The organism is Pyxidicoccus fallax (assembly GCF_012933655.1).
Lineage (GTDB): Bacteria > Myxococcota > Myxococcia > Myxococcales > Myxococcaceae > Myxococcus > Myxococcus fallax.
This window is the reverse complement of sequence record NZ_JABBJJ010000137.1, coordinates 14,136-30,747: the sequence shown is the minus strand read 5'-3', so window position 1 is coordinate 30,747 and position 16,612 is coordinate 14,136. Positions and strand designations below refer to the sequence as shown.

The following is a 16,612-nucleotide window of genomic DNA, read 5'->3' as shown; positions in this document are numbered from 1 at the left end:
GGCTCGGTGGGCGGGCCAGCGGAAAGAAGCGACGGGCGGAGGGACCCGGAGTCCCCGGACGCGAAGCCGTCTACAATCGGTGGGGCATGGCCGAAAAGCTTGGAGCGATCCTGGTCCGCAAGGGCCTCATCACGCAGGCGCAGCTCGACGAGGGGCTCAAGGCCCAGCTCATCCACGGTGGGCGGTTGGGCACCAACCTCGTCGAGCTGGACATCCTCGACATCGACACGCTGGCCATGGTGCTGGGGGAGCAGACGCGCTACCCGGCCGCCCAGGACGCGGACTTCGACGCGGTGCCGGATGCGACGCTGGCGCTGCTGCCGGCGGCGCTGGCGGAGAAGCACCTCGCCTTTCCGCTGGGACAGGAGGGGCGGCGGCTCAAGGTGGCCATGGTGAACCCGCTGGAGCTGCGGGACACGGATGCGCTCGGTTTCGCCACCGGGTTGCGAATCGTCCCGCACGTCGCGCCCGAGCTGCGGATGTATTACTTCCTGGCGAAGCGCTACGGCATCAAGCGGGACGCGCGGTTCGCCCGGTTCGACCCCAGCAGGCGTCCGGTGCAGGCTCGCGAGGGCATGGCTCCCGGAGGCGCGGTGGGTGTGCCGGCGGCGCCGCTGCCTCCCGCGCCCGTGCGTCCCGAACCGGGCGTCGAGGGGATGTTCGGCGGGCTCGCTCCGGGACAGTTCCTCAGTGATGACTCGGCGGCCGAGGACACGGTGGCGCCGCCCGCGAATCCGTTGCCGCCCCGGCTCGCCAGGGACGCGGCGCGAGGAGCGCAGGCGCCCGGGGCCGGGCGACCCGGGGGGCCACCGCGGCTCGCGCCTCCGGTGATGGAGCCGCCCCGGCTCGCTCCGGAGTCCGAGCCCGCGGAGGAGCTGGATGTGCTGGAGGCGGAGGTGATGGAGGAGGTTCCGGTGGTCGCGGGTGCCGGCTCCGAGCCTCCGGTGCTGGAGGGTGTCGAGGAGGAGGCGCCCGTGGTGCAAGGCGCGTCCGTGCATCCTGGCGCTCCGCCCCGGCTCACGCCGACGGAGGTGCCGCGTGTCGAGGCGCCTCCACAGCTCACGCCCGCCGATGGAGGCCGGGCCGTGCCGCCGCGGCTCGCGCAGGCGCAGATGGCACCTCCTCCGTTGGCCGCTGTCGATGAGGCTCGGCCCGTACCGCCGCAACTCGCGCAGGCCGTGCCGCCTCGGCTTGCATCTGTCGATGGAGTTCCCTCCGTGCCGCCTCAGCTGACACCCGCTCCGATAGCTCCTCCGCAGTTGGATTCCGTCGATGAGGCTCGTTCCGTGCCGCCACAGCCTGGACAGGCGCCGGCCGCCCCGCCGCGATTGGACGCTTCGGCCGAGGTGCCTGCTGGCCACACGGGCGGCGCGCAGCCGCCGGGCATGGTGGCGCGTCAGGCCGCGGGTCCGGGGGCGATGCCGCCGCAGCCGCCTGGGGTGAATCGCGCTCCGCAGGCGCCGGGAATGACGCCCGCGCCGATTCCGCCGCAGGCGATGGGGCCGTCACGTCCTTCGCCGAAGCAGGGGGCGGAAGGGCCGCAGGGACCTGGCGCCTCCATGCCTCCGGGGATGATGGCGAGACCCGCACCGGCGGGCGCCGCCACGGTGCCTCCGGGAATGACGGGCGCGGCGGGGGCACGGCCTCCCACGGCGCCCGGACCCCAGGGACCTGTTCCGCCGGGCACGGCGCGTCCGCCGACTCCGCCTCCGGTGCCCGGCCAGCAGCAGCCCATGCCCCCGCAGGGAGCGGCACCGCGTCCTCCTGGCGCGCCGCAGCCTCCGGGGATGGCGCGTCCCACGCCTCCGCCGGGCGTGGCGCCGCAACCTCCTGGTATGGCTCCCAAGGGCATGCCGCCGACGATGGCGCCGGGTGGGGGAATGCCCGCTCCTCAGGGACAGGCGAATGCGGCCATGCCCCCTCCGCAGGGAGCACGGCCTCCGCAGCCGCCGGGAGCACCCTCGGGCCCGATGCCCGGGAATGTACGCATGACGCCTCCTCCGGTGGCGATGGCTCCAGGCGCCCGTCCGCCGGGAGCGCCCATGCCTCCAGGAGCCGCGAGGCCGCCCATGCCTCCGGGCGCGGGGGGGCCGCCCATGCCGGGGCAGGCACGACCCGTGGCGCCGGGGATGATGCCGGTGCCTCCCGGAGGCCCGATGGGCGCGCAGCCGGGGATGCCTCCGCGACAGGGGCCTCCTCCTGGAGGAACGGTTCCTCCACCTGGGGCTCGTGGACCCGGGATGCCGACGGGCGGCCAGCCCGTGCCCGCGCGTCCTCCTCAGCCGATGGGGATGGGCCCTGCCGCGCAGCCTCGGCCCGGAGAGGCCCCGAAGGCACCGGTGGCCGGTCCGCCGACGGCGACGCCGCCGGGAATGACCCAGGTTCCGCCGGGCATGTCGCCCGCGGTCCCGAGGGCTCCGGGCCAGGCTCCGGCGGCCCAGCCTCCCGTGGCTCCTTCGGAGACGCAGCGGCCGGCGGGCGATTCTTCCGTGCCGCCCGTGGTGGCGGAGGCCGTCGCGGCGCCCGCGCGGAGCTCGGATGACGCGACCGCGGAGGCGATGACGCAAACGGTGCCCGTGGCCGCGAGGGAGCAGGTTCTCGCCCGTGAGGCCCACCTGGGCGTGTCCGGCCCGGTGGGTGCCCCAGGCACCACCGGAAGTCCGGGGCTCGCGAGGCCGGAGCCGGAGGCCATTGCCCCCACCGGAGAGCCCTCGGTGGCACTGGATGCCGAGAGTGCCTCCGCGCCCCGCCCGACGACCGCGGAGACGCTCCCGGCCAGTGTCGAGCCCGCGATGGCGGAACTGGCGAAGCCCTCCACCGAGCCCGCGCCGACGGGAGGGGAGGGGACCGCCCTTGTCGCTGAACAGGTGCCCGTCGCCGATGTCCTCCCGGTCGACGCCAGCTCCGCCGTGGAAGCGGCACCCGCCGTGGATGCTCACGTGGCCCGCGTCGGGTCCGCCAGGCCGGAGCTGGCGGAGACCCGCTCCGCTGACGATGCGGTAGCTGTCTCCGACTCGTCCGCGACGGAGCCGAACAAGGCTCGCGCCGCTGACGGTGAGGTAGCTGTTTCCGACTCCTCCGCGACGACGGAGCCGAACAAGGCCCGCGCCGCTGACGATGTGGTGGCTGTCTCCGACTCCACCGCGACGACAGTGCCGGACAAGGCCCGCGCCACTGACGATGCGGTGGCCGTCTCCGACTCCTCCGCGACGACGGAGCCGAACAAGACCCGCGCCGCTGACGATGCGGTGGCCGTCTTCGACTCCTCCGCGACGACGAAGCCGAAGAAGACCCGCTCCGTTGACGACGCGGTCCTCGTCTTCGAGTCCGCGGCGATGAAGCCGAAGGGACCGGGGGCCGTGGCCTCCGCTGATGAAGGCGTGTCCGTCGCCGGTGCTCTCCCGGTCAGCTCCTCGCTCGCGAAGACGGAGCCGACCGAGAAGGGCGCTGCTGTCTCCGCCGATGAAGCCGTTCCCCTGGCGAAGGTCCTCGACATCGGCGTCGAGCCCGCGACGACGGAGCGGGCAGTCGCCGCGGAAGCATCTGCCGCGCGAGCGGCCGGTGCGGACAGTGAGGCTCCATCCACGACCGCTCGGCTGGCGATTCCCGGAACGGAAGCCGCTTCCTCCAAGGAGCGGGAGGACGCGGTGTCGGGCACCGCGAGTCCGGAGGCCGAGCCGCGCGAGGAGCTTGACGCTGTCGACCTGTTCAGTGACTTGAACGAGCAGGGCGAAGTCGCCGCGGCCAGCGAACCGCTGATGGAGACCGAGCGGACCACGGCCTACGGCTTCGCCTTGCCCCTGGATGAGCCCGGCGAAGGCGAGGAGTCTCGCGAGGTACCGGGTCCGAACGAGAACGTGAAGGCCTCCACCGAGCCGAGCACCTCGAAGGAGGTGGGGGCACCTGGCGAAGCCGCTGACGCGGGCACGTCGCCCGGCGCGGAGTCTTCCGCCGCCCCCGCGGCCGTCCAGCACCCGGTGCCCGAGGTTCAGGTCAGCGCCGAGGCCGGGCCCGCCAGCGAGGTCACGGCGGGCCTCCCGAACGGCGCCTCCGAGCACCACGCTCCCGTGGACGCCGAGGCCGGCACCGCGGCCCCGCCGAGGCCTCCCGCGCCCCGCGCGCCCATCGAACTGGACGACCTGCCCGCCTCCTCCGGCGAGACGATGGAGCTCGCATCGACGTGGGAGTTCGTGGGCTGGCAGGGCCGCGAGGGCAACGGAACCATCGGCCACGTCGCCGAGACGACCTGGGCCGACCGCGCCGTGGACCTCGACGGCCCGGCTGTCCCCGTGGCCCGGGCGGCGTCTCCGTCGACCGAGCTGCCACTGGCCTCCACGTGGGAGTTCATCCAGCAGCCCTGGCAGCCGCCCGCCGCGCCTTCCGAGCTCGTCACCTCGCTGCTGGCCTCGGCCAGCGCCTCCACGGACACGCCGTCCGGCGGGCCCGCGGTGACGGCGGAGCAGGTGCTCGCGGCGCTGGACTCCGTGGGGACGCAGGGCGCGCTCGGCAAGGTGCTGCTCGCGTACTGCGCGGGGCGCTTCCGGCGCGCGTTCCTGCTCGGCGAGAGCTTTGGCCTCGCGAGGGTGGGGCACGCCTGGGGCCCGGGCAGCGACAGCTCCGTGGTGTCCGCGCTCAAGGTGGACATGGAGGCCCCCTCGCTCCTCACGGCCGCCATGTCGGGCATCGGCCCGAGCGTCTTCAGCGCTCCGACGTGCGCCCAGGACGAGGCCATCTTCTCCGCGCTCGGCGAGGCCGCGTCGCGCCTGCTGGTCGTCCCGCTCCGAAGCCGGGGCCGTCCCATGGCCTTCGTCGTGGCGGACCCGGGCTCCGAGCCCGTCGACAGCGCGCTCCTCGAGGACTTCGCCCGCGTCGTCAACAGAGCCGCTGCGGCCTACGACCGCCTCCCCTAGCGCGCCCCAACGAAGAAGGGCCCCGGAGCCAGTCGCGCTCCGGAGCCCTCCTCACTTCACGCGCGTCGCGCGAGGCTCAGCTGCAGCCGCTCGTCGCGCCGCAGTTGCCGCACTTATAGCAAGCGCCGCTGCGCACCATGATGGCGCCGCAGGTGTGGCACGGCGGAGCGTCCGCCTGGTTGAGCCACGTGGCGCTCAGCCCGGAGACAGGCAGCGCCGGCGTCACCACCTCGGCGGGCAGGGCGGCCGGCTTCGCGACGGGCGTCGCCTCCACCGTGGGCGCGGCCAGCACCGCGTCCTCCGTCTCGTCCTCCTTCGGCAGGAACTTCAGCTCCAGCCAGCGGAAGATGTAGTCGGTAATCGACTTGGCGATGGGGATGGCCGGGTTGCCCGTGAAGCCGCTGGGCTCGAAGCGGGTGTGGCTGAGCTTGTCGACCAGCACCTTCAGCGGCACGCCGTACTGGAGCGCCAGGGACACGCTGGTGGCGAAGCTGTCCATCAGCCCGCTCACCACCGAGCCCTCCTTCGCCATGACGATGAACAGCTCGCCCGGCTTGCCGTCCTCGTACATGCCCACCGTCAGGTAGCCCTCGTGGCCACCAATCGAGAACTTGTGCGTAATCGACCGGCGCTCGTCCGGCAGCCGGCGTCGCACCGCGCGGGGCTCGGGCTTCACCGCCGGCTGCGCCTCCGGCTCGGCCACCTTCGCCTTGGTGTCCTTCACCGTGTCCTTGGACGTGTTGAGCGGCTGCGTGCGCTTGCACCCGTCGCGGTACACGGCGATGGCCTTCAGCCCGCGCTTCCACGCCTCCAGGTACGCCTTCTCGATGTCCTCCACCGTCGCGTTGGACGGCATGTTCACCGTCTTCGAGATGGCGCCGGAGAGGAACGGCTGGCACGCCTCCATCATCTGGATGTGGCCCATCCAGCCGATGCTGCGCTGGCCGCGCGCCGGCTTGAAGGCGCAGTCGAACACCGCCAGGTGCTCGGGCTTCAGGTGCGGGGCGCCCTCGATCGTCTCCTGCTTGTCCAGGTAGCTGATGATGTCCTGCGCCTGGGTCTGCGGGTAGCCCAGCTTCTCCAGCGCCAGCGGCACCGTCTGGTTGACGATCTTCAACATGCCGCCGCCCACCAGCTTCTTGTACTTGATGAGCGCGATGTCCGGTTCGATGCCGGTGGTGTCGCAGTCCATCATGAAGCCGATGGTCCCCGTGGGGGCGAGCACCGTCACCTGGCTGTTGCGGAAGCCGTGCTCCTCGCCGCGCGCCAGCGCCTCGTCCCAGGCCGCCTTCTGCGCCGCGTACAGCTCCTCGCTCACGCCGTCCGGCGCGATGTTGTACGCCGCCTTGCGGTGCTTGCGGATGACGCCCAGCATGGGCTCCGCGTTCTTCGCGTAGCCGGCGAACGCGCCCAGCTTCTCCGCGATGCGCGCGCTCGTCGCGTACGCCTGGCCGCACATCAGCGACGTAATCGCCCCCGCGTAGTTGCGGCCCGCGGCCGAGTCATACGGCAGGCCCGTGGCCATCAGCAGCGCGCCGAGGTTGGCGAAGCCCAGGCCCAGCGGCCGGTAGTCGTGGCTGTTCTTCTCGATGCGCTCGGTGGGGTAGCGCGAGAAACCGACGATGATTTCCTGCGCCATGATGAGGATGTCGACGGCGTGCCTGAAGGCCGTGACGTCGAAGTCCCCGTCGATGGTGCGGAAGTGCATCAGGTTCAGGGACGCCAGGTTGCAGGCCGAGTCGTCCAGGAACATGTACTCCGAGCACGGGTTGGACGCGTTGATGCGCGCCGTGCCCGAGCACGTGTGCCAGCTGTTCACCGTGGTGTCGAACTGGAGCCCCGGGTCGCCGCACAGGTGCGCCGCCTCGGCGATTTCGCGGAACACCTCACGGGCCTTGTACGTGTCCATGGGCCGGCCGTCGCGCACGGCCTTCGTCGTCCACGGGCCGTCGTTGACCACCGCCTTCATGAACTCGTCGGTGACGCGCACCGAGTTGTTCGAGTTCTGGAAGAACACGGACGAGTACGCCTCGCCGTTGAAGGACGGGTCATACCCCGCCTCGATGAGCGCCCAGGCCTTCTTCTCCTCGTTGGACTTGCAGCGGATGAACTCGAGGACGTCCGGGTGCTCCGCGTTGAGGATGACCATCTTCGCGGCGCGGCGCGTCTTGCCGCCGCTCTTGATGACGCCCGCGAAGGCGTCGAAGCCCTTCATGAAGGACACCGGGCCGGACGCGGTGCCGCCGCCCGCCAACAGCTCCTTGCTGCCGCGGATGGTGGACAGGTTGCTGCCCGTGCCGCTGCCGTACTTGAAGAGCATGCCCTCCGTGCGCGCCAGCGTGAGGATGGAGTCCATGTTGTCCTCCACGCTGTTGATGAAGCACGCGGAGCACTGCGGCTGCGCCTCCACGCCCACGTTGAACCAGACGGGCGAGTTGAACGACGCCTTCTGCCGCAGGAGCAGGTGCGTCAGTTCCGCGTGGAAGGTCTCCCGGTCCGTGTCCGTGGCGAAGTAGCCGCCCTTGGTGCCCCAGTCGGTGAGGGTGTCCACCACGCGCGCCACCAGCTTGCGCACGCTCGACTCGCGCTCCGGCGTGCCCGGCGTGCCCCGGAAGTACTTCGACGCCACGACGTTCGTCGCCAGCATCGACCAGGACTTCGGCACCTCGATGTTCTTCTGCTCGAAGACGGCCTTGCCGTCCTCGCCGGTGATGCTGGCGCTGCGGTATTCCCACGCCAGCTCATCCGCGGGGTCCACGCCCGGGGTCGTGAAGAAGCGCTCCACGCTCATTCCCGTAGCCGCCGCCCGCCCCTTTCGCCCGTTGCGTCGCTCCTTCCCGTTCACTGACGGCTTCGAGCTCAGCTCCTTGTCCATGTCGCCACCTCCGCGGGGTTCACTGAGAGTCCAGATGCAAAATTTTGCAAAGCGCCAAGTTCGCGAGATCGCTCAGGATCTGAAGAGGCCTCGCGCAGGGGCGCGGGGGGCTCGGGAGCGGGCTCGGAAGGCGTTCTGAGGGGCGCGGAGCGCCGGAAGGTGTCCAGGGAAGGTGCCCGCCTGACTGCCGGGCGAGCGGATCAATACGACGCTCGTGGCAATCCCGTCAAAGAAACGGCCCACACCATGAATAGTACTGGGCATTGTCACACCCACCAGGAATTGGGGCACGGGCGAGAAGAAGGCAGGGTGCTACGGCTGGCTGCCTGCCTGTAGCGGCGGGCCGCGGAGCCGCCCGATCTAAAGCCATGGCCGTGCGGTAGCAACAGATGCTTTGCGATGCTGGAGAGCAGATGGCGAGCCATGTATGGTCACTCCTTCGCAAACGACCATGATCACTGGACGACGTTTGCTGGAAGTGTGTGCATGGATCATCTCCCCGCCTAGTGGCCTGGCCAGAAAGCGGAGCCCGGGGCCGACGGTGGGCGGTCCGGTGGTGAACGCGGCCGTCGATTTCACGCGGCTGTCGCGTTAGGAGGCGGACATGCCTCCTCCGTACAAGCGCCACGTCTTCGTCTGCACCAACCGCCGCCCCGAGGGGAACCCGAAGGGGTGCTGCGCCAGCAAGGGCGCCGAGGAGGTCCGCGCCGCGTTCAAGGAGGAGATGGACAAGCGGGGGCTGAAGGGCGGGATGCGGGCCAACGCGGCGGGGTGCCTGGACACGTGCGCGTTCGGCGTGGCCGTCGTCGTGTACCCGGAGGGCACCTGGTACGGCGGCGTGAAGGTGGAGGACGTGCCGGAGATTGTCGACCAGCACCTCGTCAACGGCCGCCCCGTGGAGCGGCTGATGATGCCGTTCTCCCGCAAGGAGAAGGCGGGGAGCTGACCTGTCCGGGGCCTGTCTTCGGAAGCAGGGCGTCGTTCGTGGTCCCCCCGGGTTAGGCTGCCCCGGTCATGCGCTTCCGAAGGCTCGCCCTGGTGCTGTCCTCCGCCGCCACGCTGCTCCTCTCCGCCTGCGCCGCGACCCCGCCGACCTGCGGCAGAGGGGGCGCTTACTTTAGCGAGGAGCTCTGCGCGCAGGGGATTGCCCAGGGGGACCTGGATCGGGCGGAGCAGTACTGCGACCTGGGCCTGGAGTTCTCGCCCAGGAACGCGAACCTGTGGGCCCACAAGGGCCGTATCGCGTTCTATCGGCGGGATACCCCACAGGCGAAACGGCACCTTCTCAAGGCGCTGGAGTACAACCCGGACCACCGGGAGGCGCTCATGGACCTGGGCTCTGTCCACTACGAGGAGAGGGCCTACGAGCCGGCGCGCGAGCGCTTCAGCCAGGCCCTGAAAGTGGACAAGGGCTTCCTCCCCGCGCGCTACAGCCTGGGGCTCGCGCTCTTGAAGCTCAATCGCAAGGACGAGGCCCGGAAGGAGTTCACCGCCATGCGGGACGCCGACCCCGGCAACGCCGACGCCCACCACAGCCTCGGGGTGATGGACTTCGAGGAGGGGAACCTGGAGGGCGCACAGCAGCACATCTCCCGGGCCACGCAGCTCGCGCCAGAGGATGCTCATAAATGGCACGACCTGGGCACGGTGTTGATGGAGCAGCGCCGCTTCGGCGAGGCGGAAGCGGCCTTCCTCAAGTGCACGAGCCTGCGGGAGCCCCCCGCTCAATGCCAGGAGGGGCTGGAGTTGGCCCGGCGCGCGGCGGCCCCTTGAGGTGCTCACCCTGGAATGTGAGCGCGTGACTCCTTCCGTGTGGCCTCGCTGAGAAGCCGCGCAGGAACGGAGTGGTGCGTGTCCTGGGACGTGCGGGTCACGGGCCCAATCCAGCCCAGCCTGCCTTCTTGGGTGCCGGGTGGCTCGGTGTCACACGTCTTCGTCAGGCAAGAGCGTGCGGAGCAACTCGTCGTCAGGGTCAAGAGGGCGCCAGCCGGGCGGTGGCGGCGTGGCGAGGAGCGTTGCCGCAACCTGCCTGGCACGCTCTTGATGAACGTCGGGCGTGAAGGAAATCCATGAACTGAGTGCCTTGGCCACCATGAAGCGGTTGGCATCGTCCAGCACGGCCGGCCAGCCATGGGGAAGGAACTCGAACAGTTCACGCACGAGCTGGCCACGCTCCAAACGCGTGAGTTGATGGCTTCGCTCTGCTTCGGCAACCAACCCGCTGAACACCTGCACCGCGTTGAGTCCGTCCCGGTCAAGCTCCTCCGCCAACTCGACCAACGAGGCGGTGGGACGCGCATTGGCAAAGGCGGTGAGCGAGGTGTAACCGCGCTCGCGGACTCGCTCATGCAGCCGGGCCTTCCAGTTCCCCCGCCAGGAGCGTCCCTCGCTCATCGCCCTCTCCAAGAGACGAAGTTCATGGGGACTTCATAGCGCCTCATGCGCTCAGCGACGATGTTCAGGATCTCGTTCGGCGTCAACATCCGGCCGGCCAACATCTCGGCGTCGCGTAACGCCCCCATGAGCATCCGGCTCCATTCGCCAGGCCACATGCGTCCCATGCGCCAGTCGCCTCCTCCGTGGATTGCCTGATGGTGCGCTGCCTCCATCCGGACGCAGAACTGATCGATGTCCATGTCGCCCGTGAAGCCGCGCTGCTCGAACCACTCGCGATGTTCGCGCGGCAGGACATGGTGCTTCGGGGCCTCGCTCATGCCTGCCCCCGCCCTGCCAGTCTCGCGCATGGCTCGTACCTCAGGCCCCTCGCCCAGTGCGTCACGCACGCCTTTCGGCAAGTCTCCGCTCCCCTGCGCCATCATCATTCCAGCGTGAATGCGGACAGCCGCGCTGACGGCCACTGAGGAGATAACTCCTGCCTGTACGAGCCTGCGCATCATCTCCACCCACTCGGCGGAGACCACGACTTGCGAGCCCACCATGACTCCATTAGCGCCCATGACGAGCGTCGTGCTCAGCGTGGAGGGTGCGGCTGGAGGCACCCGTGGCAGCGCCAGCTTCATTGCCGAAGCCATGGTGAGCATCTCAACGAACTGCGTCACCGCCATGACCTGCCCGGCGCGCTCCATGGCCCGGCTTGCTTCCTCCCGAAGGAAATGGAACTCACGGGTAAGCTCGCTCATCAATTCGGGGAGCGCGGTGGCCACTGCTTCGACCCTCGTGGGGTCTGCTGAGGCGAGCGCTGTCATGGAGGGCTCCACCAGCCCCTGCACGCGGTGCATGTCCACGACGAGCTTCTCGACACTGTAGGCAGGGCACTCTCGGAGCACGACATCGGAGAGGTTCAGGAAGTCCACCCACGCGGCGAGCAACATGATGCCGGAGAGGGCTGCCTGGAGCCGAGGGCCGCTCATGCGCAGCAAGGCCAGCCCCATGTCGGGGTCAGCCACTTCCGAGGCCACCTGCGTCGCCGCGGTGACACCTGCCAGCGCGCCGTGAAGCCAGGGCAATTGCTTGGAGCCATAATCGAGGTGGGGAGTGAATGCACCGTTGACGCCGCTCAAACCGCGGTTGCGGAAGCTCGGTGGACGGGTCTCCAGCCTTGAAAGCGTGCCGGTCAGAGCGTCAAGGGAGTTCTTCGCGTCGACCATGGCAGCAAAGACGGCTTGCCGTGATTCCGTGGCGCGCTGCCGCTGGAGCGCCGAAGCGCCACGGATGAGGACTCCCCCCGCATTTCCCGCTGCGCGTCCCGGGCCTGCTCGCGTCAAGGTCGTACGGGAGTCTCGACGGCGGTGTAGCCGCTGCGGGCCCTCTGGCTCCGGGGGGATCCGCGGTGAGGACGCCAGGGCGCGTGGGCGCTCGTAGCCTGGCACCTCCGCCTCGCCGAGCGCGGCAGCCCATGCGGGCGTGTCACTGGGGGGCATCCCTTGGCTTGGCGGTGGTGCCATCGACGCGCAGCCGGTCGTCAGCACGGCGCAGGCCAATATCAATCCCTTCCACCTGAAGAGCGGGGCGTCAATTCGCATTGTTCATCCCCAAGCCTGGGGAGGCGAAAGCAGCGTGGGTGTCATGGGGCCTCCAGGAACAGGGCCTCCTGACTATCAGTCATGCCTGACAAATCTGTATGGCAGGCAACCAGGTGCCAACGTCCACGAGCAGCGGAGGAACTTCGTGACCCTGGTCAGCGGCCCCCGCTCAGGGCGCGCACGCCGCCCCACCGAGCGCGGTGGTGAGGTGGGTCCGGGCGAAGTAGGCGAAGCCCGCGACACGCAGGCCGTTGCGGAACGTCCGGTCATCGGCGCGGTACGCGTCGAGCACCGTGTTCTCGGCCAGCTCGAGCGGGTCCGCGGAGCGGTTGTCGGAGAACCAGCGTCCGGAGAAGTCGCACTCGGCCGAGAAGATGGGCCACACCTGGACGGGGCGCCCCCACTCGCGGGAGAGGAGCTCGAGGCGCGCCTTGAGGTACGGGTATGCATTGGCCGGAGTCGCCACATAGGCGTGCAGCAGGACGACGTCGACCAGCTCGCGCAGGCTGCGCGCCTCTTCCGCCGAGAACCACCCCAGGTACGTGGCCGCCAGGAGCCCCGCGTCGTCCGCGAGCACCCGGACATGCGAGAGCAGCCGCAGGTACGAGCCCCAGCGCACGTCGGCGGACGTCGTGCCGTTCCAGAACTCGTGCTCCGTCAGCAGTCCGTCGAACCGCGCGGTGGTCGGCGTCGCCGGGTCGAAGAGATAGGACCGGACGTAGGAGACGTTGGCCGGCGTCGCCACGATGGCGAAGACGCGCGAGACGCCCGCCGCGTGGGCCCGGGTGATGAAGGCGCGCAGCGCCGCCGTCCGGGTCGCATTGCCCAGAATCTGGTTGAGGCGATAGATGCCGAGCTGGTTGATGCGCTGGGCGGCGACGAAGCTCCAGAAGGCATCCTGCGTGGCCTGCGGCGCATCGAGCAGCGTGTCCGTCTGGTCCACGTAGAGGAACCGGGGACGCTCGACGACATCGACGGTCCACGTGGCGGAGGGGCTGTAGTTGCTGGCGCGGTCGAACGCCACGGTCGCCACGCGGAACCGCCCCGTCGTGGGGAAGTGGAAGGAGCGCCAGAAGGTCGCGTCGTACTCGGTGGAGCTCGGGAGCGCGGTGCGGTACTGCGCCCCGACGTAGCTCCCCTCGAGGTACCACTCCGAGCCGTGCAGCCCGCCCGCCGGGCTGGTGGCCCGAGCGGAGAAGCCGACGCGCTCACCCCGGTGGAGGACGGTGGTTGCCGAGGGCGTGGGACCCACGCGCTCCAACTGGAGCTGCGCGTGCCCCAGCAGGGGCGTGAGCAGGACGAGGGCCGCGAGCGCGGCGTGCAAGAACGGACGTGTGGGCATGGCGTGGGCTCCTGGGGACCGGAGCCGAGGGGCCCGGGCCGTTGCGGCGCGTATACCAACCGCTGGCCTCCGGTGCCCGCCGGGGTGGTGGCTCGTCGGGTGGGCTGACGAGCGCGAATCCCAGCAGTCCCCAGTGGGTCCGTGAAAAGTTCCGGCGTGATGCTCACGCCACGGGATCCGCGTGTGCCATCGCGTGAAACCGATGCGCGGCCGGTTCGCGGAATTAACCCGGAAAAATCGGTGCGTGACTCCTTCCCTGTGAACCCGCAGAGAAGCCGCGCGGAGAGGGAGAGGCGTGTGCCCTGGGACGTCCTGGTCCCGGGTCCATGCCCCTTTGTCCTCCGACGCGGTGAGGAGCACACGCATGCGTCGCAGCAGTTGGGCCTGGGGCCTGATCGCCACCGCTTTGTCCATCACCGGGTGCAACCCGGACGTCACCGCTCCCGAAGGCGCGGAGTCCTCCCATCAGCAGGCGTCGCTCGCCGCGGCCTGGGCGCCCGGCGTCTTCTATCCAGTGGGCGCGCGCGTCTCCTACTCGGGGCGCGACTATGAGTGCCGCCAGGCGCACACCTCGCAGGCGGACTGGACGCCCACGGCCGTGCCCGCCCTGTGGCTGGACCTCGGTCCCTCGTCGGGTGGAGAGCCCGACGCCGGCTCGGGCAACCCCGACGCCGGCTCGGGTGGCGACGTCATCGCCCCCACCGCCAACATCACCGCCAGCGCCACGCGCTTCACCGCGGCCGGCACGCTGACCCTCACCGCCACGGCCTCTGACAACGTGGGCGTGTCGAAGGTGGAGATTCTCGAGAACGGCGCCGTGGTGGCCACGGGCGGCCAGTACAGCCGCGCCTTCTCCAGCCGCGCGCAGAACGGCACGTACATCTACTCGGTGCGGGCCTACGACGCCGCGGGCAACGTGGGCACGAAGAGCGTCACCGTCACCGTGGAGTTCCCCGGCGACCCGCCGCCTCCGGGTGGCAAGAAGATCGTCGGCTACTTCACCGCGTGGGGCATCTACGGCCGCGGCTACAACGTGTCCAACGTGCCCGCCGCGAAGCTCACGCACATCAACTACGCCTTCTCCAACATCTCCTCGGATGGCAGGTGCGTCCTCGGTGACCCGTTCGCGGACATCGACAAGAGCGGCGGCTGGCCGGGCGAGTGGAACCCCGGACAGCTGCGCGGCAACTTCCGCGCCTTCAAGGAGCTGAAGCGGACGAACCCGCACCTCAAGCTCCTCATCTCCGTGGGCGGCTGGTCCTGGTCCGGGCTCTTCTCGCAGGTGGCCGCCACCCCGGCCTCGCGCGCGGCCTTCGTGAAGTCCTGCGTGGACCTCTACATCCGCGGCCAGTTCCCCGGCGTGGACCCGGTCAACGGCGCGGGCGTCTTCGACGGCATCGACATCGACTGGGAGTACCCCGTCGGCGGCGGCCTGCCGGGCAACGGCAACAGCCCCGCGGACAAGCAGAACTACACGCTGCTGATGCAGGAGTTCCGCAGCCAGCTCAACGCCCTCTCCGCGCAGACGGGCCAGCAGTACCTGCTCACCATCGCCTCCGGCGCGTCGCCGGACCTGCTGGCGAACAAGCAGGAGACGAAGAACCTCTCGAACGTCCTCGATTGGATCAACGTGATGACGTACGACTATCACGGCGCCTTCGAGAGCCAGGTCAACTTCCACTCGCCGCTGCTGCGCGTGACGGGTGACCCGGGCGCCTCCGCCGGCTTCTACAGCGACGCCTCCGTGGCGAAGATGCTGGAGCTGGGCGTGCCCGCCTCGAAGATCGTCCTCGGCGTGCCCTTCTACGGTCGTGGCTGGGGCAGCGTGCCCAACGTCAACAATGGTCTGTTCCAGAGCGGCGTCCCCATCATGGGCACGTGGGATGACGGCTCCTCGGGTCCGACGGGCGTGTTCGACTACAAGGACATCAAGAACAGGTTCGAGCGCGCGGGTTCCGGCTACACGAAGTTCTTCCACCCGGAGGCGAAGGAGGCCTACGTCTACAACCCGTCCACGAGAATCTGGATTGGCTACGACGACCCGCAGAGCATGAGCGCCAAGTCGGACTACATCCTGAGCAAGGGTCTGGGCGGCGCGATGTTCTGGGAGCTGAGCGGCGATGATGGCTCGCTGCTCGACGCGCTCTACCTGAAGCTGCGCTGAGCGGTGCATGTCGGGAGCGGGTCCGTGAAGGCACACACGGGCCCGCTCCGCGGAGCCCACACTCCGTGGAGCTTCTTCCACCGCCGCGCTGGCGCTAGGGTGTGGTGCATGTCATTGGCGGCGGCCGGGCCAGCGCGGCGCATGCGCGTGAGCGTGCTGTGGGTCCTGCTCGCGGGACCCGCGATGGCCGCCGAGCCGTGGACGGCCGTGGTCCGCGTCGCCTCCACCGAGGACACGGCCCTGCTGGAGCGGGTGCGCGGGCAGAGCAGTGATTTGCCCGTGCGGCTCGTGACGGATTCGGGCGCCGCGTTGGAGGGACCGGCGGCCTCGCGGTGGCGCTCGGTGACGCGGCTCGCGGAGCGGCACCAGGCCCGCGCCGTCCTCTGGTTCCTGCGCGAAGGCACCACGGTGCGTGTCCAGGTCGCCGAGCCCGCGAGCCGTCACCTCTTCGTCCGCGCCGCGCGACTGGAGGGACAGCCCGGCTCGCTGGCGTGGTCCGCGGGAGCCGAGGCCCTCGCGCTCGCCGCCCGCTCCGCGCTGCGCGCCGTGGACGCGGGAGCGCCCCTCGGTGAGGTGGTGGAGCCGGCCGCGCCCGAGCCGGGGCGGGCCGTGGATGAGGATGAGATGGAGTCGCCCGCCGCGCTCGGGTCGGGGCGGGCCCGGGATGCCGGCGAGGGGCGCGCATCGTCCGCCGCGCTCGGATCGGGGCGCACCGGGGAATCGGGCGGGCAGGGTGCGTCGCCCGCGGCACCCGCGCCGGTGCGCGACGGAGAAGCGGGGGAGGCGGTCGCCGCTCCTGCGCACTGGAGCCTCACGGTGGGCGCACATGCCGCGCTCGATGGATACACAGGAGGTGGGCATCAGGGGCTCCTGCTCGGAGTCGGGAGGGAGTGGCGCTCGCTGCGTCTCGGGCTGCAGCTCCTCGCTGGACTCCCCGCGCGAATGTGGGATGAGCACACCCGGCTCTCGCTGGGACAGTACGCCGGGGTGCTGTGGGCGGACCTGCCCCTCGTGTCCACCGGCTCGCTGGCGTGCGCGGCGGGGCTCGGTGTGGGAGGCGTGGGCTTCTCCCGCGGGACGGAGGCGCTCGGCGAGGACGTGGAGGCGGAGCCTCCGGGCTTCATGCTCGCGCTGCTGATGGGGCCTCGGGTCTCCGCGCGCTGGAGCGTGTCCACCCGGCTCGCGCTCGAAGCCAGCGTCTCCGCCGAGCTGCTCCTGGGGCGTCCCGCGCTGGGGTACGCCGTCGACGGAAACTTCGTGCCTCGCGGTGACGGATGGGCCGTCCGTCCCCGGGCGGGGGTGGCCGTGGTTTTTCTTCCGTGAGCCGATGACCCGATT

9 protein-coding genes are annotated in these 16,612 nt (G+C 70.4%); 5 read left to right on the top strand and 4 right to left on the bottom strand.

Annotation, left to right across the window (positions count from 1 at the left end; genetic code table 11):
- Window positions 1-86 precede the first annotated feature (86 nt).
- On the top strand, window positions 87-4,910 hold the full coding sequence (locus tag HG543_RS56460; protein ID WP_169347719.1) for a GspE/PulE/PilB domain-containing protein: 4,824 nt from the start codon (window positions 87-89) through the stop codon (window positions 4,908-4,910).
- A 76-nt stretch (window positions 4,911-4,986) separates the two neighbouring features.
- Here HG543_RS56460 and HG543_RS26840 read toward each other — a convergent pair whose 3' ends face one another.
- Window positions 4,987-7,785, bottom strand: coding sequence for a vitamin B12-dependent ribonucleotide reductase (locus HG543_RS26840; RefSeq protein WP_169347718.1), 2,799 nt, complete (start codon window positions 7,783-7,785; stop codon window positions 4,987-4,989).
- Window positions 7,786-8,389: 604 nt separating this feature from the next.
- Here HG543_RS26840 and HG543_RS26835 point away from each other — a divergent pair.
- Both HG543_RS26835 and HG543_RS26830 read left to right on the top strand, forming a co-directional pair.
- Entirely contained in the window at window positions 8,390-8,731 is a 342-nt protein-coding gene (locus HG543_RS26835) for a (2Fe-2S) ferredoxin domain-containing protein (protein ID WP_169347717.1), read from the top strand.
- Window positions 8,732-8,799: 68 nt separating this feature from the next.
- Window positions 8,800-9,558, top strand: a complete 759-nt coding sequence (locus HG543_RS26830) for a tetratricopeptide repeat protein (RefSeq protein WP_169347716.1) — start codon at window positions 8,800-8,802, stop codon at window positions 9,556-9,558.
- A 150-nt stretch (window positions 9,559-9,708) separates the two neighbouring features.
- Here HG543_RS26830 and HG543_RS26825 read toward each other — a convergent pair whose 3' ends face one another.
- The 3 genes from HG543_RS26825 to HG543_RS26815 form a co-directional block, all read right to left on the bottom strand.
- Window positions 9,709-10,179 (bottom strand): NUDIX hydrolase, encoded by a 471-nt coding sequence (locus HG543_RS26825; protein ID WP_169347715.1) that lies wholly within the window; start codon window positions 10,177-10,179, stop codon window positions 9,709-9,711.
- Window positions 10,176-11,393 carry a DUF2380 domain-containing protein gene (locus tag HG543_RS26820; RefSeq protein WP_343073446.1) on the bottom strand — a complete coding sequence of 406 codons (1,218 nt, stop codon included), beginning with the start codon at window positions 11,391-11,393 and terminating at the stop codon, window positions 10,176-10,178. The genes HG543_RS26825 and HG543_RS26820 overlap by 4 nt, the downstream gene beginning before the upstream one ends.
- 544 nt (window positions 11,394-11,937) lie before the next feature.
- Window positions 11,938-13,110 (bottom strand): hypothetical protein, encoded by a 1,173-nt coding sequence (locus HG543_RS26815; RefSeq protein ID WP_169347713.1) that lies wholly within the window; start codon window positions 13,108-13,110, stop codon window positions 11,938-11,940.
- Window positions 13,111-13,474: 364 nt separating this feature from the next.
- Between HG543_RS26815 and HG543_RS26810 the strand changes: the two genes are divergently transcribed.
- On the top strand, window positions 13,475-15,274 hold the full coding sequence (locus HG543_RS26810; RefSeq protein WP_169347712.1) for a glycosyl hydrolase family 18 protein: 1,800 nt from the start codon (window positions 13,475-13,477) through the stop codon (window positions 15,272-15,274).
- Between the two features lie 108 nt (window positions 15,275-15,382).
- Window positions 15,383-16,597: a hypothetical protein gene (locus HG543_RS26805; protein ID WP_211194192.1), complete on the top strand. Its 1,215-nt coding sequence runs from the start codon at window positions 15,383-15,385 to the stop codon at window positions 16,595-16,597.
- The last annotated feature ends 15 nt before the right edge of the window (window positions 16,598-16,612 follow it).